Source organism: Georgenia faecalis (assembly GCF_003710105.1).
Classification (GTDB): domain Bacteria; phylum Actinomycetota; class Actinomycetes; order Actinomycetales; family Actinomycetaceae; genus Georgenia_A; species Georgenia_A faecalis.
In genome coordinates this window covers 3,354,688-3,373,881 of sequence record NZ_CP033325.1, presented here as the reverse complement: position 1 = coordinate 3,373,881, position 19,194 = coordinate 3,354,688, and the positions used below count along the sequence as shown (strand labels likewise).

The window sequence follows — 19,194 nt, the reverse complement described above, 5'->3', positions numbered from 1 at the left end:
GCAGCAGGGCGGTCGGCGAGGTCAGGGCCGCAGCCACACGGCGGTGCCCGGGGGGACGACCCGGTCGCCGGGAGCGGTGGCGGCGCTGGCGAGGGCGACGTCGGCGCCGTCGGGCAGGACGAGGTCGCCCTCGCCCAGGTTGACGACGCACGCGGCGCCCGAGCCGCGGCGGAAGGCGAGGACGTCCTCGCCGAGGTCCATCCACACGACCGTGGGGTCGCCCGCGTCGAAGAGCCGGCGACGGAGGGCGAGCGCGCGGCGGTAGAGCTGGAGGGTGGAGTCGGCGCGGCGCTCCTGGGCGTCGACGGCGAGGTCGGCCCAGTGCGCCGGCTGCGGCAGCCACGGCGCGGCCGCCGGCGAGGTGACGGCGAAACCCAGGCCGGGGGCGTCCGCGCGCCACGGCAGGGGCACGCGGCACCCGTCGCGTCCGGGGTTGCTTCCCCCGGAGCGGGCGTACATGGGGTCCTGGAGGAGGTCGCGGGGGAGGTCCTCCACCTCGTCCAGGCCCAGCTCCTCGCCCTGGTAGATGTAGCAGGAGCCCGGCAGCGCCAGGGTGAGCAGGGCCATGGCCCGGGCGCGCCGGCGCCCCAGCTCGACGTCCGTGGGGATACCCCACGCCTTGCGGGCGTAGGAGAAGCTGCTGTCCTCGCGCCCGTACCGGGTCGCCGGCCGGGTGACGTCGTGGTTGCCGAGGACCCAGGCGGGCGGGGCCCCCAGGCGCTCGTGGGTGCGCAGCGTCTCCACGACCGCCGCGCGGAGGGCGGCCTGCTCCCAGGGGGCTGCCATGACGTCGAAGCCGAAGACGGTGTGGAGCTCCTCGGGCCCGACGTACCGGGCCAGCCGCTCCCGGTCGGCGAGCCACACCTCCCCGACGAGGACCCGGTCGTCGTCGTAGGAGTCGGTGACCTGCCGCCACCGGCGGTAGACCTCGTGGACGTCGTCGCGGTCCTCGAACGGGTGGTTGCCGCCGGTGACGGTGGCCGGCACCTCGGGCAGGTCCGGGTCCTTCATGAGGACCGCGGCGGAGTCGATGCGGATGCCCGCCGCGCCGCGGTCGAACCAGAACCGCAGGATGTCCTCGTACTCGGCGCGGACCTCGGGGTGGTTCCAGTTGAGGTCGGGCTGCCCGGGGGCGAAGAGGTGGAGGTACCACTCGTCGCCGTCGGGCTCCCGGGACCAGGTCGCGCCGCCGAACGGCGAGGTCCACCCCGTGGGGGGCGAGTCGCCGTCGGGCCCCGCCCCCGGGCGGAACCAGAACCGGTCACGCTCGGGGGAGCCGGGGGCGGCGGCCGTCGCGGCGGTGAACCAGGGGTGGTCGGCCGCGACGTGGTTGGGGACGACGTCGATGATGGTGCGGATCCCCAGGGCGCGGGCCTCGGCGATGAGCGCCTCGGCCTGCTCCAGGGTCCCCAGCACTGGGTCGATGTCGCGGTGGTCGGTGACGTCGTAGCCGCCGTCCTCCTGCGGGGAGACGTACCACGGCGTGAACCACAGGGCGTCGACGCCGAGGTCCCGCAGGTACGGCAGGCGGGCACGGACGCCGGCGAGGTCGCCGGTGCCGTCGCCGTCGCCGTCCGCGAAGCTCTTGGGATAGACCTGGTAGACGACGGCGTCGTGCCACCAGGGCGCAGCGGGGCTCACGGGGAGGTGCTCCTCGTCGGGGTTCAGCGGCACGTCAGCCCTTGATCGCGCCGAAGATGACGCCCTTGGTGAAGTGGCGCTGGATGAAGGGGTAGACGATGAGGATCGGGACGATGGCGAGCACCATGATCGCCATCTTGATCGGCAGCCCGGTGACGGCGCCGCCGGTGACGTCGATCGGGGTCGTCGAGCCGGGGAGCTGCGTGCCCTGCAGGACGTAGGAGCGCAGGACGAGCTGCAGCGGCCACAGCGCGTTGTCGTTGATGTAGAGCATGGCGTTGAAGAACGCGTTCCAGTAGCCGACGCCGTAGAACAGCGCGATGACGGCGAGGACCGCCTTGGACATCGGCAGCACGATGCTCGTGAGGATGCGCCAGTCCCCGGCGCCGTCCATCCGGGCCGCGTCGATGATCGCCTGGTCGATCCCCATGAAGAAGTTGCGCAGGATGAGGAGGTTGAAGGCCGAGACCGCCCCGGGGAGGATCAGCGCCCACAGGCTGTTGATGAGCCCGAGGTTGGAGATGAGCAGGTACGTGGGGATGATCCCCGCGCCGAAGAACATCGTGAAGAGGAAGACGAACAGGATCGGGCGGTGCGCCACCGAGTTCGGGCGGGACAGGCCGTAGGCCGCCAGAGTCGACACGGCCAGCGAGAGCAGGGTGCCCACGACGGTGACGAAGACGCTCACGCCGAGGGCGCGGCTCACCACGCCCCCGGAGAAGATCTGCTCGTACGCCGACCAGGTGAACTCGTCGGGGACGGTGACGAGCCCGCCCGCCCGGGTGACCGAGTCCTGGGTCGAGAGGCTGGTGAGGATGACCGTGTAGAGCGGGTAGAGCACCACGAGGACGATGCCCAGGAGGGCGAGCGCCTTGAGGCCGAAGCCGAGGGGGGTCGGGGACTCCTCCCAGGCCGGTCGGTGACGGGAGCGGCGGGCGAACCGCCGGCCGGCGCGGCGCGGCTTCTGGAAGGACCCCTCGGCGTCGGGGCCGGGGTCGATGACGACGGGCGCCAGGGCCCCTTGCGTGTTTCCGGTTCCGGTGCTCATGCGCGTCGGTACACCCCCGCTTCTCCAAAGACGTGTGCCAGCTTGTTGGCCCCCAGGACGAGGGCGAGTGAGACGAGGCCCTTGACCAGGCCGGCCGCGGCCGCGAACGACCAGTCACCGGCGACGACGCCCTGGTAGTAGACGAACGTGTCGATGACCTCGGAGACCCCGGCGCCCACGGCGCCGCGCTGGAGGATGAGCTGCTCGAACCCGACCGTGAGCGCGTCGCCCAGGCGCAGGATGAGCAGCAGGATGATGACGGGCCGCAGCGCCGGCAGCGTGATGTGCCAGATCCGCCGCCACCGGTTGGCGCCGTCGACCACCGACGCCTCGTACAGGGCGGGGTCGACCGTGCTCAGGGCCGCCAGGAAGATGATCATTCCCCACCCGGCGTCCTTCCAGATCGCCTGCGAGGTGACGAGGACGAGGAAGGAGTTGGGGTCCGTCATGAGGTCGAAGGGCGCGAAGCCGTTCTCGGTGAGGATCCGGTTGACCAGCCCCGCACCGCCGAAGATCTGCTGGAAGATCGTGACGATGAGGACCCACGAGAAGAAGTGGGGAAGGTAGACGATCGACTGGATCGTCGTCCGGATCGCCGGCGAGAAGACGCTGTTGAGGAGCAGCGCCAGCATGATCGGGATCGGGAAGTAGAAGATCAGCTGGAACGTGGTGATGAGCAGCGTGTTCTTCACCGCGTTGAGGAACGCGGCGTCCGTGAAGATCCGGGCGAAGTTGTGCCAGCCCACCCACGGGCTCTCGCCGATCCCGAGGTACGGGGAGTATTCCTGCCAGGCGACGACGTTGCCCGCCATGGGGACGTACATGAAGAGCAGGACGAGGATGAGGGCCGGCGCCACCATGATGAGCAGCGTCCGGTCGCGCCGGAGCCGCTGGCGCAGCGAGAGCCGCTGCTCCGGCACCCCGTCGGCCCGGCCCCGGCGCCGCCGGCGGCGCGCGCCGGCCCGCGGCGCCTCGACCGTGGAGGTCGAGGCGCCGTCGGGCCGTGTGGGCTCGGAGGTCACTGGTTGTCCAGGATGTCCTGGTAGAAGGCGCGCAGCTCGTCACCGCCGGACGTCCGCCAGTTCTCCAGCGCCGTGTCGAGGGCGCTGATGTCCTGGCGGCCCCGCGCGATGTCCTTCTCCAGGTCGGAGAAGGGCTGGCCGAGGGTGGCGAACTGCGCCGGCTCGACGATCTGCTGGGCGTAGAACGGGGTCTCGACGAGGTTCTCGGCCTCGCCGGCCATCCACGTCGTGTAGTTCTCCACGTAGGTGGGGTCGTCGAGCCGCGTGTTGGCGACCGGGGGCGCCACCGCGTGCGTGGTCACCTTGGCGATCTCGGTGCCGGACTGCTCGGTGGGCTGCGGCGCACCGTTCTCGTCGACGGTGTAGTGGACGCCCTCGACGCCGTTCTGGACGAGGTTGTACTCCGTCGTGCCGAACGGCGCGGCGAAGAAGTTGGCGATGCGCAGGAGCTCCTCGATCCGCTCCGGGTCGTCCGACTTCTTGAAGAAGCTGAAGAAGTTCGCCGGGTTACCGGGGTAGCGGACCGGCTCGCCGTCGTCGGCGTGGAGGTTCGACAGGGGCAGCATGCGCACCTCGTCGTCACCGAACGCGGTGGAGATCCGCCCGGCCATCTCGGCCCAGCCGCCGACGCCGTCGTAGTGCAGGACGACGTTGCCGGACTCGAAGCGCTGCTTGGCGTCGGCGGAGTTGTCCGCGACGGCGTCGGGGTGGACGAGGCCCTCGGAGTAGAGCTGGGTGACGAACTCCAGCGCCGCCCGGTACTCCTCGGTCTCGTACCGGTGGATGAGCTCGCCGTCCTCACCGATCTGCCACTTCGGCGGCACACCGAACATGAGGGTGGCGGCGACCCACGGGTCGTTGAAGGCCCAGCGCTGCTCGGCCGGGTCGGTGACCGCCCGGGCGACCTCGAGGAGCTCGGAGGCGGTCTCCGGGGGCTCGAGGCCGAGCTCGGCGAGGATGTCGGCGCGGTAGAAGAGGGCGTCGGTCACCAGCTCGCCGGGGACCGGGACGCCGTAGGTGCGACCGTTGAACACGCCGAACTGCCACGCCTCGGTGGGCAGGTTCGCGAGGTTCGGGTACGCCTCGATGGCGTCGCCGGCGATGTACTCGGTGAGGTCCTGGAAGACGCCCTCGACCGCCTGGTCGAAGCGCGGCGGGGGGTTCCAGCCGAAGACCGAGACCCAGTCCGGCACGTCGTCGGGGGAGGCGAGGATCGTCGCGAGGCGCTCGTTGTAGTCGTTGCCCGCGACCATCTGGTACTCGAGCGTGGAGCCGAGGCGCTCGTTGATCGCCTCGAAGTACTCGTTGCCCTCGACGGGCGGGATGGCCTGCCAGATGGGCGTGAGCAGGGTGAAGGTCTCACCGGTGCCGGGCGTCTCGGTGACGCTGTCGACGAGCTCGGCGGGGACCTGCGTGTACCCGGCGGTCGAGCCGTTGACGCTCGGGAAGTCGGGCTCGACGTAGTCGACCGGGACGTAGTTGGGCATCTCGGCCTCTTCGGGGGCCTCGGCGCCGCCGTCGGAGCTGCTGCCTCCGCCGCCGGAGCAGGCGGCCAGGACGAGCGTGGCGGCCGTGAGCGCTGCTGCGCTCCCGGCGAGCCGACGCCGCGTGGTGGTGCGGGTGATGGTCATCAGATGGATCTCACTTCCTCGTGATGGACTACCGGTCGGCGTGGGTCCGCCGGTCGGTGAGGGCTGCCGGCGGCCGGAGCCGCCGTGGTTCGGTGGGCGCGGGGCGGTCGCTAGCCGGGGGACATCGCCGCGCCCTGACGGGTGAGGTCCTCGGCCGCCGGTGTCACCCCGGTGAGGGGGACGGTGCTGCAGGCGCCGTCCGGCCACCGGACTCCGACCCGGTCCGCGGCGGCCGGCAGGGTGACCTCGGGGAGCCGGGCGTCGCCGTCGGCCGGTGCGCGCTCGAGCCCGAGGATCGCCGCGTACCACCGGTCGAGGACCGCGGGCGCGCTCACCCAGGGCGTGAGGGTGGTGCCGCCCAGCGGCGAGACGTCGCGCTCGCGGCGCACCCCGGCGGTCTCGAACCCGGCGGCCCCGACGGCGACCGAGCGCAGGCCCGCGACACCGGCCGCGGCGAGCACGTCGTCCGGCCGGCAGCGGTCCTGGCCGGGGCCGTCCCCGGAGACGGCCCAGCCGCCCACGCGGAGCGTAAGACCGTCCGCCGGCGCCGGGCCGTCGGGCAGCGCCTCGACCCGGACGAGGCGGACCTCCCAGGGGCCGCGCAGCACGGAGACGGTGCGCAGGAGCGCGACGTCGGTGGCCTCCCCCGCGGGCCCGGGGCCGTAGTCGAGGTGGCCCGGGGCCTCGGTGAACCAGTGGGCGCGGGCCACGGACCCCCCGACGGCCGCCGTCGCGCCGTCGGCGTGGAGGTCGACGCCGCCCGGGGTGAACCCGGTGCGGTGCGTGGCGCGGCCGGCCGCGTCGATCAACGCCACGGACTGCTCGATCGGGTCGGTGCGCGCGTCGGCGGTCAGCCGCGGCGAGGTGGCGGTGGAGTAGCCGAGCTGCGCGTAGGCGGGGGCGTCCCCGCCCTGGTCGCCGGGGCTGGCGTAGTCCGTGCCGTGGTTGACCACCCGGACGATGCCGTCGGCCCGCGTGGCACTCACCAGCCAGCCGGGGGCGCTCGCGGTGAAGAGCTGGTCGGCCCGCTCGTGGGGCAGCGGCTCCTCGGTGCTCGTCCACACCGGGTCGGTGGCCGGCAGGGCGAGGCCGAGCATGCCCTTGGCCGCCCAGTACGGCGACGACGGGCCGGAGTAGTGCTGGGCCATCGCCGGCCACGGGCCGTGCCAGCCGAGGGTGAGCAGCGCGGTGCCGTCCCGGTCGACGTGGGGGGCGAAGTGCGCGAGGACGCCGGACGCGGCCCGTCGCAGCAGGCCGGGGCTCAGCGAGGGGACACGGCTCATGGCGCCCGCCCAGAACGGGGCGGCGGTGGCGAAGCGGTAGACGAGGCTGCGGCCCTGGAGGAGGGGCGCCCCGTCGGCCCCGACGAGGCGGACGGCGTCGAGGAGGTAGCGGTCCAGGCGCTCGCGGTCCCGCTCGACCCGGCCGGCGGCGAGGTCCTGCGCCCCCCACATGCGGGCCCACAGCGCGGGGTACAGGTGCAGCGCCCACCCGGCGTAGTGGTCGTAGGCGCGCAGGGGGCCGTCGGAGATCCAGCCGTCCGCGCGCACGAACGAGTCGAGCAGCGCGAGGTCGGTCTCGATGTCCTCGCGCGACCACGGGCCGCCCACCGATCGCAGGAACGTCTGGACGACGATGCGGAACCAGCGCCAGTTGTTGTGGGGGTAGCCGTCGTCGCCCACGACGACGGCGAGGTAGTCGACCACCTGCTGCTGGACGGCCGGGTCGAGGCGGTCCCAGATCCACGGGCGGGTCATGTCGAGGATGAGCGCGATGGAGGCCGCCTCGACCTTGGCCTGGCCGGACTCGGCGGGTCGGACCCACCGGCCCGGGTTCCCGGGGTCGGTCCCGGCGGCGAGCCCGTCGGCGTACCACTGGGCGAGGCCGAGCCGGTCCTCGCCCCCGTCGCCGGCGAGGCGGAACCCCGCCAGGAGGAAGGTGCGGGCGAACCCCTCGAGCCCGGCGACGTCGGGACCGAAGGCCGCCGGGGCGCCGGGGGGGACGATGCGTGCGTGGTCGGGTGAGGCGTGCTCGCGGACGGCGAGGAGCATGCGGTCGGCGAGGTCGGCCCAGCGCGCCCGGTCCCACCCGGTGAGCGGTGCGAGGTCGGGGCGCGTCATGCGCTGACCCCCAGGGTGCGGCGGGCGACCGGGTCGAGCGGGGGCAGCCCGTCAACGTACCGTTCGAGCTCGCCGAGCGCCGACTCGACCATCCGCTGCGTCTCCGAGCCCAGCGATCCCGCGATGTGCGGCGTGATCATGACGTTGGGCAGGTCGTAGAGGACGGACGAGGCCGGGAGCGGCTCTGGGTCGGTGACGTCGAGCATGGCGTTGATCCGGCCGGTCGCGCACTCCCGCTCCAGGGCAGGGGTGTCGACGAGCTGGCCACGCGCCGTGTTGATGAGCGTGGCGCCGGCGGGCAGGAGGGCGAGCTCGGCGGCCCCGATCATCCGTCGCGACTCCGCGAGCGCAGGGGCGTGCAGCGAGACGATGTCGGCGGCCGCGAGCAGCTCGGCGAGCGCCACGGGCGTCCCGCCCGCGGCGCGGATCTCGTCGGCGGGGACGACGGGGTCGTAGACGAGGACGTCGGCCACCTCGAGCGCGGCCAGCCGGTCCACGACCTGGCGGCCAACGCGCGAGAACCCCACGATCCCGACGACCCGGCCGCGGTTGGTGAGGGAGCCGCGGGCGTCGACGTAGCCCCAGGAGTCGCGGTGGGACCGGGCGTCGGCCGCGAGGAACGGGGCCTTCTTGCCGGCGAAGATGATCGCGGCGAGCGTGAACTCGGCGACGGCGACGGCGTTCGCGGTCGCCGCGGTGGTGACGAGGATGTCCCGGCGCCACAGCTCCTCCGACACGAGGTGGCGGACGCTGCCCGCGCTGTGGAACACGGCCCGCAGGCGGGGCGCGTCCGCGAGCCGCTCCTCGGTGAGGCCCGGGGCGCCCCATGACGTGATGAGGACCTCCACCTCGCGCAGCCGGCGGCGCGCGGCGGCGCTGTCGAGCTCGTCGACGTAGGCGAGCTCCCCGGTCGCGGCGAGGTCGTCGAGGCGGGCGAGCTCGGTGGGCCCGAACTGCATGCCGAAGGCCCTGGCGTCCATGACGAGCATGGCTTCCGGCCTCGGTCGGGTGCGCATCCACGGCCTCTCTTCTGGGAGGCGGCGATGCCCCGGCAGACTGACTCCATGAGCCAAGCAGGTTAGAGTTGATCGTGTCAAACGCTGGGCGGATCACTTCTGATCGGATGAGCGATCAACGGAGCAGTGTGATCGCCGTCGCCGGCCGTACCCGGGCCCCAGGTTCACCGACCTGCCGGACGCGTCGCCTGGCAGGATGCTCGGCATCAGGAATTTCTCCGTCGAAGGGGTCCGCAGCGTCGTGACGACCGACTCGGGGCTTCTCGTGAGGGGCAGTGGAATGCGAGAACCGGGAATCTCCCCCTCCCTCGCCATCGACCCCCGCCCGGGAAGAACGATGCGCTGATGGGTCCGGAACTGCTGCCGGCCCTGCCGTCACAGCGGCGCGAGAGGCTTCTCCGGCTTCTTGACCGGGGGGACATCCAGCGGGTCGCCGACCTTGCCACCGCCCTCGAGGTGGCCCCGGTGACCGTGCGGCGGGACATCGCGTTCCTCGCCGCCCAGGGCCAGGTCCGCCGCGTCCGCGGCGGTGCCGTGGCGATGGAGCGGGCCGCGGACCTCCCCGCCATGGGCGCCGGCGACGGGCAGGCGACGAGCATCGGGATCGTCGTGCCGTCGATGAAGTACTACTGGCCCGACGTCGTGCGCGGGGCCCGCGAGGCGGCGCAGGCGCTCGGCGTCCGGCTGGTGCTGCGGGGCTCCACCTACGACGCGCGGATCGACCGGCGCAACCTCGCTCGTCTCGTCGACAGCGTCGGCGTCGCCGGCCTCGTCATCGCGCCGATGACCTCCGGCGAGGAGGGCGAGGAGCTGGTCCGGTGGATGCAGGAGCTCACCGTTCCGATCGTCCTCGCCGAACGCACCGCCGTGCGCGGGGACTACGGCCAGCCGATGGACTCGGTGACCTCGAACCACGAGCTCGGCGCGGGGATGGCGCTGCGGCTCCTCGCCCAGCTCGGGCACCGCCGCATCGGCCTGGTCACCGTGGCGAAGAGCCCCACCACGCCGGCCTTGCGTGCGGGGTGGCGCGCGGTCTGCGCGGAGCTGGGCCTGGAGACCGCGGGGGTCCCGGACGTCGACACCGAGGACTACGGCTCACCGACCTGGCCCGAGACGCTCGATGCGGTCCTCGACGCCACCCTCTCGAGCCGGACGACCGCCCTCCTCGTGCACTCCGACGCCGAGGCGATCGAGCTCCTGGGCCGGTGCGACGAGCGGGGCATCCGGGTGCCGGAGGACCTGTCGGTCATCGCCTACGACGACGAGGTCGCCTCGATGGCCACCCCGCCCCTCACCGCCGTCCACCCGCCCAAGACCGAGATCGGCCGCGCCGCCGTCGAGCTCCTGGCGAACCGCGTCCGCACGCCGGAGACCGTCCACACGCAGCGCATCGTCATCACGCCCGAGCTCCGGGTGCGCCAGTCGACCGCCCCGCCGGCCCAGGTCCACTAGCCCCGGGCGCCGCGCGCCCGGGCTGCTGCATGACGAGGACGACGGCCTCGAGCCCCCGCGGAAGCAGCATGGCGGCCATCCTGCTCGCGGCGGTGCCCGGACGGGGGCGGTTCGTCCGGCGTCTCTGCATGATCACGGCAGTGGGGGGAGGGGCTGAGCGCATGAGGTGGTCATCCCCGACGCCGTTCCCCGACGATGGTCCGGTGAGCGCGCCCCCCGTGACCCGTCCGTTCGCCCCGCACGGCCGGGCGCCGCGGCTTGCCGTCGCCGCGGCCGGCGTCACCGTGCTGCTCTGGGCGTCGGCGTTCGTCGTCATCCGGGTCATCGGGACGGACATCGGTCCGGGTCCCATGGCCCTGGGCCGGGTGGCCGTCGCGGCGCTGGCCCTCACCCCCTTCGTCCTGCGCCGGCGCGGGCTGCGCCTGCCGCGGGGCCGGACCCTCGCCCTCGTCGTGGTCTACGGCGTCATGTGGTTCGCCGCGTACAACGTCGCGCTCAACGCGGCCGAGCGGTCGATCGACGCGGGCACGGCGGCCCTCGTCGTCAACGTCGCGCCGATCCTCATCGCCGTCGGCGCCGCCGTCCTCCTCAAGGAGGGCTTCTCGCTGCCGTTGCTCGGCGGGTGCGTCGTCGCGCTCGCCGGGGTGGCGCTCATGTCCGCGGGCTCGGGCTCGGGCTCGGGCGGCGACGGCGAGCCGGTCGGTCTCCTGCTCGCCCTCCTCGCCGCCGTCCTCTACGCCGCCTCGGTCCTCATCCAGAAGAGGCTCCTCGGGCGCATCGACGCGCTCACCGTCACCTGGTTCGGCTGCGTCGTCGGGACGGTCGTCCTGCTGCCGTTCGCCCCGGCGCTCGCCGCCGAGGCGGGTCGGGCACCCGGCAGCGCCGTGCTCGGCACGGTCTACCTCGGCCTCTTCCCCACGGCGGTGGCCTTCACGACGTGGGCCTATGCCCTCACCCACGTGCCCGCCGGGCGGCTGGGGGTCATCGGCTACGTCGTCACCGTCGTGGCGGTGCTCCTGTCCTGGGCGCTCCTCGGCGAGGTCCCCACCGGCCTCGTCCTCGCCGGCGGCGCGCTCTGCCTCGTCGGGGTGGCGGTGAGCCGCCTGCCCGACCGGCGAGCGTCCACCGGCTGAGTCAGCGCAGCCCCACCGCCTCCTCCAGCCACCCCACGAGCGGCGGCGGGCTCGTCCCCGCACCCGCCGGCGTGGTGCGGGCGAGGAGCCGGCGCCAGGACTCGCAGCGGTGGAGGGAGGCAAGCCGGTCCGCCGCGACGAGCACCGGGCGCAGCTCGGCCACCGGCGCCACGTGCGACCACGCGCGCAGGTAGGCCTCCTCGAGCCGCGCGCGCACGGGGTCGTCGGCCGCGGGGGCGTGCGGCCAGGACCCGGTGGCCATCCGCACCGGGACCTGGAACGCGGCAAACGGGTGCGACCAGAACGCGTCCCCGAGGTCGAAGAGGCGGAACGGCGCCGGGCCGCCGGCCGGGCCGACGAAGGCGTTGCTGGCGCTGACGTCGTTCGGCTGCAGGGTCGGCGCGATCCCGGTGTCCTCGAGCGCGGCGAAGCCCCGGGCGGCGGCGGGGAGCGCGCGCAGGATCCGCTGCGCCGCTCCGGCGTCGAGGTGCTGGGGGTGCGTGCGGGGGAGGCCGGCCAGCGCGGCGACGAGCCCGGCCACGTACCCCTCGGCGTCCCCGGGAAGCAGGATCGGCAGCCCGGTGCTCGTGAGGTCGGTCCCGGTGAGGGCGATCTGCATCCCGGCGCACTCGGCGAGCAGGGTGCCCCAGTCCTCGAGGGCGACCGGCTCCCGCGCGGCGAGGACGGCTCCGCCGTCGGGCATGAGCAGCCACCCGCGGCCGGCGTCCACCGCGAGGGGAGCGAGGACGCGGCCGGGGAGGAGCGCGGCGAGGCGGGCGAGGAGAGGCGCCTCGAACCCCTGCCCGGGGTTCGTCGCCTTGAACCACACGGTCCCGCCGTCGGTCGGCACGGTGAAGACCGCGGACCAGAACCGGACGCGGTGCTCCGTGGGGGCTCCGCGCAGCTGCCGGCCGTGACGGGCGAGCGCCGCGGAGATCCACGCGACGCACTCGGCGCGGAAGTCCGTGGAGCGCCAGTACGCCTCGAGGTCGACCGGCGCGGGTGCCTCGCCCGGGGCCGCCGGCGCCGCCCCCTCCTCCGGGCGCGTCAGCACAGCGGCGCTGCGGTCGGCATGGCGCCGACCCTAGCCGTGCCGATGCGGTGACAGGGACGGGCCCGGCGGCCACACTGGCGCCATGGGGGCACGCGCGTGGGTGCTGCACGTCGACCTCGACGAGTTCATCGCCGCGGTGGAGGTGCTGCGCCGTCCCGAGCTCGCCGGCCTGCCCGTCGTCGTCGGCGGCCGTGGGGACCCGACGGAGCGCGCCGTGGTCTCCACCGCCTCGTACGCCGCCCGCGAGCTCGGCGTCGGGTCGGGGATGCCGCTGAAGATCGCGGTCCGCAAGGCGCCCGACGCCGTCTTCCTGCCCGTGGACGCGCCGGCCTACGAGGCGGCGTCCGAGGAGGTCATGGCGACGCTCCGGACCAGCGGCGCCGTCGTGGAGGTCCTCGGCTGGGACGAGGCGTTCCTCGGCGTGGCGACCGACGACCCCGAGGCGTTCGCCCGCGGCGTCCAGGAGGCGGTGCTCGGCTCGACGGCGCTGCACTGCTCCGTCGGGATTGGTGACAACAAGGTGCGCGCGAAGATCGCCACGGGCTTCGGCAAGCCGCGCGGCGTCTTCCGGCTCACGGCGGAGAACTGGTTCGACGTCATGGGCGCGCGGCCCACCATCGACCTGTGGGGGGTGGGCACCAAGGTCTCCAAGCGCCTGGCCACCCACGGTGTCACCACCGTGGCCGAGCTGGCCGCCGCCGCCGAGGACGTCCTCGTCGGTGAGTTCGGGCCGCGGATGGGGCGCTGGTACGGCGAGCTGGGGCGGGGCCTGGGGTCGTCGGAGGTCGACGACGCCCCCTGGATCGCCCGCGGTCACAGCCGGGAGACGACCTACCAGCACAACCTCACGTCGGCGGAGGAGGTGCTGGCGGCGGTTCGCGCGCTCGCGGCCGAGGTCGCCGAGGACACCGCCCGCGAGGGACGCCCGGTCTTCCGGGTCACCCTCAAGGTCCGCTACGCGCCGTTCGTCACCAAGGTGATCGGCCGCAAGCTCCCGGCCCCGACGAGCGACCGGGAGGCAATCGTCGACGCGGCGCTGGCCCTCGCGGAGCGCATGGAGCCGGGGCGGGAGGTCCGGCTCCTCGGCGTGCGGGCGGAGATGGTCATGCCCGAGGGCGGTGACCCCGCCGAACGCACCCCGGTCCGCGGGCGGCTGTGAGCCGCGCGGTGCCGGCACATGGTCCGCGGCTCGTCAGGAGTGCGACTACGACCCGGCGAGCAGCCGGTGCACGCCGTTGATCAGGGACACGGTCGCGGTCGCGCCGTAGGCGGCGGCCCCGAAGAAGTACCCGCTCGACTTCCACACCGAGCTCCCCTTGTGCTCACCGATGCCGCGGCACACGAGGCCCCCGGCGCCGAGGACGACGACGAACACCACCCCCAGCGCGAGCGCCGCGTCCCTCCTGCCGACCATCGTGAGCAGCAACGGCACCCCGACCGCCAGGAGCAGCAGCAGGGCCAGCAGGATGAGGCCGGCGCGGACGCGGTGCGCCGGGCGCAGCCCGAGGTCGTCCCGGAGGGCGTGGTCGAGGAGACGCACGAGCCAGAAGTCGCGCTCGCCGCGCTCGGACGCTGAGGTGCTCACGCCTCGACGCTAGCGCTCCCGTCCACCGCTGGCCCGGGCGACCGGGTGCGTGTGCGCGCGCCCACGCGGGGCACCGTCGCCGATAGGGTGCCGCCAACGCGACCGGGAAGCGGGCGCACGAGGCGGGAGCACGGCAATGGCCATTCACGGATCCCTTTTCCATGACTTCCGGGAGAACGTCTCCACCGACCCGTTCTCGCTGCAGAACAAGAAGCTCCTCAAGATCCAGATGGGGCACGGCCCGGTGTGGGCGAAGAGCGGCTCGATGGTCGCCTACCAGGGCGACGTCCGGTTCCAGAACCGCGGCTCCGGCGGTCTCAACAAGATGCTCAAGTCCGCCGTCACCGGCGAGGGCGTCGACATCATGGAGTGCACGGGCGTCGGCGAGCTCTTCGTCGCCGTCGACGCGGCCGAGATCCAGATCATGTACTTGGAGAACGACCTCATCTCCGTCAACGGCGCCAACGTCCTCGCCTTCTCCGCCTCCATCGAGTGGGACATCCACCGCATCAAGGCGCGGGGCGCGGCGATGACCGGCGGACTGTACAACGTCTCGCTCCGGGGGACCGGCTACGTCGCCGTCACCACCAAGGGCGAGCCGGTGGCACTCGACGTCGCCTCCGCGCCCACGTTCGCGGACGCCCAGGCTGTCGTCCTGTGGACCTCGGGCGTCACGATGGACATCCGGGTCGACACCGGCGGGCTGCGCTCGATGGTCCGGGGCGGGACCGGGGAGATGCTCCAGATGGCCTTCGGCGGGCAGGGCTACGTCCTCGTCCAGCCCAGCGAGTCGGTGGTCAGCGGCGGGCACCAGGAGGCGAGCGGCCGCAGCAGCCGCGGCAGCGGCGGGATCGGGATCGGGAGCATCCTCGGCGACTGAGCGCCTCGCTACGCTGACCGGCATGAGCCTCCTGCCGCGCAAGCTCCGCCTCGCCGTCGGACGTGACACCGAGAGCGCGGCCCCCGACTGGGTGATCGTCGACCTCCACGGCCACTACCCCGCGTACCGGTCGAGCGACCCGCTCCAGTCCCTCATGGCGCGCGGGGAGACCCTCGAGGGCCTCACCGAGCGGCTCGACCGGCTCGCCGGCCTCGACTGGGTGTCCGGCGTCCTGGTGCGGATCGGTGAGCTCAAGGTCGGCCTCGCCACCGCGCACGCCCTGGGCCTGGCGCTGGGCCGCCTCGCCGAGCGCACGCGCGTCGTCGCCTACCTGCCCCAGGTCTCCATGCGCACCCTGCTGGTGACGGCCCCGCTCACCGAGGTCGTCGCGCCCGAGTCCGCCGAGGTCTCCGTGCCCGGCTTCGCCGCCGAGCAGGTCTTCTACGGCGCGTTCCTGCGCAAGCACGGCATCGGCTTCGAGAACCTGCGCATCCGCGAGTACAAGTCGGCGCTGACCGCCTACTCCGACGACCGCATGGACGAGCACGAGCGGGAGCAGCTCAGCGCCTACCTCGACTCCGTCGAGGGGGACTGGCTCGCCGACGTCGCGGCCGGGTCCGACGGCGCCGTCCTCGACGCCGCCCTGGTGAGCGCCGCGGAGCTGCTCGACGCCGGGCTCATCACCCGGATCGCCTACGACGACGAGATCGTCACGCCCGTCGAGCGGCACTGGGGCCGGGCGCTGGAGCTCCTGCGACCGAGCCTGGGCCGGATGCGCGGCGGCAAGACCGACGGCGTCGCGGTGGTGCCCGTCGCCGGGCCCATCGTCTCCGGCCGCAGCCGCGGCACCCCGCCCGTGCCGTTCCTGCCCGGGCCGGTCGCGGGCGCGGACTCCGTCGTCGAGGCGCTGCGCACCGCGGACCGCGACGAGCACGTCAAGGCGATCGTCCTCTACGTCGACTCCCCGGGCGGGTCGGCGCTCGCCTCGGACCTCATCTGCCACGCGGTCGCCCGCTGCACGACGCCGGTGGTCGCCGTCATGGGGGAGCTCGCCGCGTCCGGGGGCTATTACGTCCTCGCCCAGGCCGACCACGTCGTCGCCGACCCTTACACGCTCACCGGCAGCATCGGCGTCGTCGTCGGCAAGCCGGTCCTCGCCGAGTTCGACGATCGGCACGGGCTGCGGGCGGACACGGTCGGGCGGGCCACCGCTCTCTTCGAGAGCCCGCACCGGCCGTTCTCCGACGCCGAGCGCGCCTGGGCCGAGCGGATGATGGCCGACGTCTACGCCCGGTTCGTCGAACGCGTGGCCACCGGCCGCGGGCTGTCCGCCGAGCGGGTCGACGAGATCGGCCGCGGGCGGATCTGGAGCGGGCGGGACGCCGAGCGGATCGGGCTCGTCGACGAGCTCGGCGACCTCACGGCGGGCATCGCGGCCGCGCGGCGCCTCGGCGGGCTCGCGGTGGACGCCCCGGTCCGCACCGTCTCCACCGGCCTGGTGCTGCCGGGCGTGCCGGCGTTCGGCAAGGACGCGGCCGGCAGCTTCGCGGGTCTGTGGCCGTTCGGCGGCGAGAAGGTCCTCACCTGGATGGACCGCTCCGTCACCATCCGCTGATCCGCAGGACGCGCGGGTCAGCCGGGCAGCACCCTGCCCAGCCAGGTCCCGACGGCCTCGCGCAGCCCGGCGACGTCGCTGCGCAGGCTGTGGTCGCCGGGCAGGACGACGACCTCCCGCTGCGGGCCCGCCGGCGGGAGGCCGAACGGGTCGCGCGCACCCTGGACGACGAGGACCGGCACGTCCACCCCGTCGAGCTCAGGGAGGCGCGTGGGCCGGTCGCGGGGCGGCTGGAGCGGGAAGGCGAGGCACAGGACGGCGGCGGCGCCGACGTCGGCCGCCGTCCGGCACGCGACGCGCGCCCCGGAGGAGCGGCCGCCGGTGATGAGCGGGAGGCCGGCGAGGTCGCCGGCGCGCAGGTGCGCCACCACGGCCGCCCAGGCGGCGTCGAGCTGGCGGGCCGGGGCGGGGGCGCGGCGGCCGGCCACGCGGTAGGGCTGTTCGACGAGGCCGACGGCGATCCCCAGCGAGGTCGCCACCGCGGCCGTCGCGAGGAGGTCGGGCGCGCTCACGCCGCCGCCGGCGCCGTGCCCGAGGAGGAGCAGCGCGCGCGGCTCCGCGGGCACCTCGAGGTGCACGCGCGCCGGGCCGTGCGGGGTGTCGACCAGCAGGGCGGTCCCGTCGGCGGGGTCGGTGCTCGGCATGCTCGGAGGGTATCCGGGGCGAAGCACCCGCCGCCGGGCGGAGCACATGTGCCGAGGGCCCCCGTCCGCACCGGACGGGGGCCCTCGGAGTGTGAGGCGGTGATCAGCGCGAGGCGATCAGCGCAGCCAGCTGTTGCCGACCTTGGAGGCCCACCACTTGCCCAGACCCCACTTGTCACCGGCGAGGGTGACGGCCGGGAGGATGAGGAGCAGCGCCTCGAGCCAGTGCGAGTCGGTGATGGGGTTCGTTCCGTGCTCGCCGACGAACGGCAGCGTGGCCATGTACATGAACAGCATGAGCAGGGTGCCGGTGACGGCGGCGATCTTCAGGCCGCAGCCCGTGAGGAGGGCGACGCCGATGCCGAGCAGCCCGGCCATGAACAGGACGTCGCCGAACGGGTTGGCGAAGAGCTTGAAGAACCCGGCGAACGGGCCCTCGATGCTGTTGATGAATCCCTGGGCGGGGGACCCGCCGTGGATCCACGCGCGCTCGGACGGGGTGGTGAAGCCCAGGCCGAACGTCTTGTCGAGGAACGCCCAGAAGAAGACCCAGCCGATGACGATGCGGGAGACGGCGAGGGTCCGGCGGGCGCCCTCGCGGGTGACGATCTCCTCCATGTACATGGGCTTGGAGTCGGTGGCGTGCTCGGTGTGCTCGGTGCGGGCGCGCGAGCGGGTGGGACGGGGTGCGGTAGCGGTCGCCATGGTCCTTCTCCTTATCGAATGATCCGCGATGGCGTTGTGCTACCAGGATGCGCGCCCGATTTGCCCCGGTTATGGGGCTAACGTCCCTATTGGTGCCGCTGTGGCCGAGATCACAACGGCGAGCCGAGGGGCCGGTCAGGCGTCGGCCGTGGCAAAGCGGCGCAGGCTGCGCTCCTTCGCCTTGGCGGCCTCGACCTCACGGTCCTTCGGCGGCGCGGACGTGACGAGGTGGCCGAGCAGGTGCTCGGTCTCGCGCGCGATCGCCTCGACGGCGGCGTCGAACGCCTCCGCGTTGGCGGCGGACGGCTTCGACATCCCGCTCACCTTGCGCACGTACTGCAGGGCGGCCGCGCGAGTCTCCTCGCTGGTGGCCGCGGGCTCGAAGTTGTGGAGCGGGCGTATGTTGCGGCACATGAGCCGAGGGTGACACACGCAGCGAGGCGTGCCTAGACCCCGGCTGCCCGGCTGCCCGGCTGCCCGGCTGCCCGGTCGACCGGGCACCCGTGGTCGCCCCGCCTCAGATCTCGACCGTGCCGGTGATGAGCGTGCGCGCGGGGCCGCCCACCCAGATGGTCTCCCCGTCGGTCTCGATGAGCAGCCGGCCGGTCCGGCGCAGCGCGGTGCCCTGGGCGACGGTGTAACGGCCCGGCATCCGCCCGGCGCCGATGAGCCAGCGGGCCAGGCCGGCGTTGACGCTGCCCGTCACGGGGTCCTCGATGACGCCGACGCCCGGGACGAAGGCACGCACCTCGACGTCCGCCGGTCCGCCCGCCGGGTGCGGGCCGATGATCCCCACCCGCAGGTCCCCCATGGCCACCTCGTCGGGACGCGCGGCGAGGACGGTCGCGGCGTCCCGCAGGAGCAGCCCCATCCAGCCCGGGCCGTTGTCCACCCACGCGGCGTCGACGAGCGCGGCCTCGTCCAGCCCCAACGACGCCAGCGCCTGGGCGACGAGGTCCGGCTCCACGGGCCCGGAGCGCAGGAGCTCCGGCGCGGCGAAGGCGAGGCCGCCGTCCCGCAGCCGCAGGCGCACGAGACCGATGCGGCACTCCTGCACCACCTCCCCCGGCGTGCGGGGTCGCCCGCCGGCGTCGAGCCAGGCGCGGGCGCTGCCGACCGTGGGGTGGCCGGCGAAGGGCAGCTCCTCGCCCGGGGTGAAGATGCGCACCCGGTAGTCCGCCTCGGGCGACGACGGCGGGAGGAGGAACGTGGTCTCCGACAGGTTCGTCCACCGGGCGAACGCCGCCATGGTCTCCTCCGGCACGCCCTCGCCGTCGTGGACGACGGCGAGGGGGTTGCCCCCCAGGGCATCCGGCGAGAAGACATCGACCTGGGAGAAGCGTCGCGTGGCCATCGCTGGATGGTACGCAAGAAAGGTCTTGCATCCCAGGGAGGGCGGCGGCGACGATGGCCCGCCCGGCGCGCGGACCGCGGCCGAGACCACCGACGAGCGGAGGGCGGGCAGCCCGGGCCGGCCGTGCGCGGCACGGGGGTGCGGTCGGGGTCGGACCGGGGGTGAACCGGGGGATCCCCCCATGGCACCGGGGCCCACCGGCGGCGTTGACTGGGTACGACCTGGGGATGAGAGCGGACCCACCCGGAGCACGATGCGGCGCCACCACCCGCCGACCTAGCGTCGAAGGGCCGG

Annotated in this window: 17 protein-coding genes; 5 read left to right on the top strand and 12 right to left on the bottom strand. The window is 73.9% G+C overall.

The genetic code is table 11. The features are described from left to right. Positions 1-21: 21 nt before the first annotated feature. From EBO36_RS14850 to EBO36_RS14825, 6 genes are all read right to left on the bottom strand, one after another. The gene (locus EBO36_RS14850; protein ID WP_122825292.1) at positions 22-1,674 is read right to left on the bottom strand and encodes a glycoside hydrolase family 13 protein; all 1,653 of its coding nucleotides are present in this window, start codon (positions 1,672-1,674) and stop codon (positions 22-24) included. 1 nt (position 1,675) lies between these two features. Further along, positions 1,676-2,689, bottom strand: a complete 1,014-nt coding sequence (locus tag EBO36_RS14845; protein WP_122825291.1) for a carbohydrate ABC transporter permease — start codon at positions 2,687-2,689, stop codon at positions 1,676-1,678. Next, a complete protein-coding gene (locus tag EBO36_RS14840) occupies positions 2,686-3,711 on the bottom strand; it encodes an ABC transporter permease (protein ID WP_387966891.1) in 1,026 nt (341 codons plus the stop codon). Before EBO36_RS14840 ends, EBO36_RS14845 begins: the two co-directional genes overlap by 4 nt. Then, on the bottom strand, positions 3,708-5,342 hold the full coding sequence (locus tag EBO36_RS14835) for an extracellular solute-binding protein (protein WP_122825290.1): 1,635 nt from the start codon (positions 5,340-5,342) through the stop codon (positions 3,708-3,710). The genes EBO36_RS14840 and EBO36_RS14835 overlap by 4 nt, the downstream gene beginning before the upstream one ends. A 110-nt stretch (positions 5,343-5,452) precedes the next feature. Then, positions 5,453-7,462, bottom strand: a complete 2,010-nt coding sequence (locus EBO36_RS14830; protein ID WP_122825289.1) for a DUF2264 domain-containing protein — start codon at positions 7,460-7,462, stop codon at positions 5,453-5,455. Continuing rightward, positions 7,459-8,478 carry a hydroxyacid dehydrogenase gene (locus EBO36_RS14825; RefSeq protein WP_244925310.1) on the bottom strand — a complete coding sequence of 340 codons (1,020 nt, stop codon included), beginning with the start codon at positions 8,476-8,478 and terminating at the stop codon, positions 7,459-7,461. Before EBO36_RS14825 ends, EBO36_RS14830 begins: the two co-directional genes overlap by 4 nt. A gap of 345 nt (positions 8,479-8,823) precedes the next feature. On the opposite strand from EBO36_RS14825, the gene EBO36_RS14820 reads away from it, so the two are divergent. Both EBO36_RS14820 and EBO36_RS14815 read left to right on the top strand, forming a co-directional pair. Continuing rightward, positions 8,824-9,930 carry a LacI family DNA-binding transcriptional regulator gene (locus EBO36_RS14820; protein ID WP_122825288.1) on the top strand — a complete coding sequence of 369 codons (1,107 nt, stop codon included), beginning with the start codon at positions 8,824-8,826 and terminating at the stop codon, positions 9,928-9,930. A 203-nt stretch (positions 9,931-10,133) separates the two neighbouring features. Continuing rightward, on the top strand, positions 10,134-11,063 hold the full coding sequence (locus tag EBO36_RS14815) for a DMT family transporter (protein WP_244925309.1): 930 nt from the start codon (positions 10,134-10,136) through the stop codon (positions 11,061-11,063). Position 11,064: 1 nt separating this feature from the next. On the opposite strand, the gene EBO36_RS14810 is transcribed toward EBO36_RS14815, so the two are convergent. Beyond that, the gene (locus tag EBO36_RS14810; RefSeq protein WP_122825287.1) at positions 11,065-12,117 is read right to left on the bottom strand and encodes a hypothetical protein; all 1,053 of its coding nucleotides are present in this window, start codon (positions 12,115-12,117) and stop codon (positions 11,065-11,067) included. A gap of 82 nt (positions 12,118-12,199) precedes the next feature. Here EBO36_RS14810 and EBO36_RS14805 point away from each other — a divergent pair, with 82 nt between their 5' ends. Then, a complete protein-coding gene (locus tag EBO36_RS14805) occupies positions 12,200-13,276 on the top strand; it encodes a DNA polymerase IV (protein WP_122825286.1) in 1,077 nt (358 codons plus the stop codon). Between the two features lie 45 nt (positions 13,277-13,321). Here the strand turns inward: EBO36_RS14805 and EBO36_RS14800 are convergent, their stop codons facing one another. Continuing rightward, the gene (locus EBO36_RS14800; protein WP_122825285.1) at positions 13,322-13,702 is read right to left on the bottom strand and encodes a hypothetical protein; all 381 of its coding nucleotides are present in this window, start codon (positions 13,700-13,702) and stop codon (positions 13,322-13,324) included. A gap of 136 nt (positions 13,703-13,838) precedes the next feature. Between EBO36_RS14800 and EBO36_RS14795 the strand changes: the two genes are divergently transcribed. Both EBO36_RS14795 and EBO36_RS14790 read left to right on the top strand, forming a co-directional pair. Next, positions 13,839-14,582 (top strand): AIM24 family protein, encoded by a 744-nt coding sequence (locus tag EBO36_RS14795; protein ID WP_122825284.1) that lies wholly within the window; start codon positions 13,839-13,841, stop codon positions 14,580-14,582. A 22-nt stretch (positions 14,583-14,604) separates the two neighbouring features. Next, positions 14,605-16,197 carry a S49 family peptidase gene (locus EBO36_RS14790; protein ID WP_122825283.1) on the top strand — a complete coding sequence of 531 codons (1,593 nt, stop codon included), beginning with the start codon at positions 14,605-14,607 and terminating at the stop codon, positions 16,195-16,197. Positions 16,198-16,214: 17 nt separating this feature from the next. Here EBO36_RS14790 and EBO36_RS14785 read toward each other — a convergent pair whose 3' ends face one another. The 4 genes from EBO36_RS14785 to EBO36_RS14770 all read right to left on the bottom strand — a co-directional run bounded on the left by EBO36_RS14785 (position 16,215) and on the right by EBO36_RS14770 (position 18,900). Continuing rightward, positions 16,215-16,841, bottom strand: coding sequence for an alpha/beta hydrolase family protein (locus EBO36_RS14785; RefSeq protein ID WP_122825282.1), 627 nt, complete (start codon positions 16,839-16,841; stop codon positions 16,215-16,217). A 117-nt stretch (positions 16,842-16,958) separates the two neighbouring features. After that, on the bottom strand, positions 16,959-17,546 hold the full coding sequence (locus tag EBO36_RS14780; RefSeq protein ID WP_206515636.1) for a DoxX family protein: 588 nt from the start codon (positions 17,544-17,546) through the stop codon (positions 16,959-16,961). Positions 17,547-17,681: 135 nt separating this feature from the next. Then, a complete protein-coding gene (locus tag EBO36_RS14775) occupies positions 17,682-17,960 on the bottom strand; it encodes a DUF2277 domain-containing protein (protein ID WP_122825281.1) in 279 nt (92 codons plus the stop codon). 103 nt (positions 17,961-18,063) lie between these two features. Next, entirely contained in the window at positions 18,064-18,900 is an 837-nt protein-coding gene (locus tag EBO36_RS14770; RefSeq protein WP_122825280.1) for a PhzF family phenazine biosynthesis protein, read from the bottom strand. Positions 18,901-19,194 lie beyond the last annotated feature (294 nt).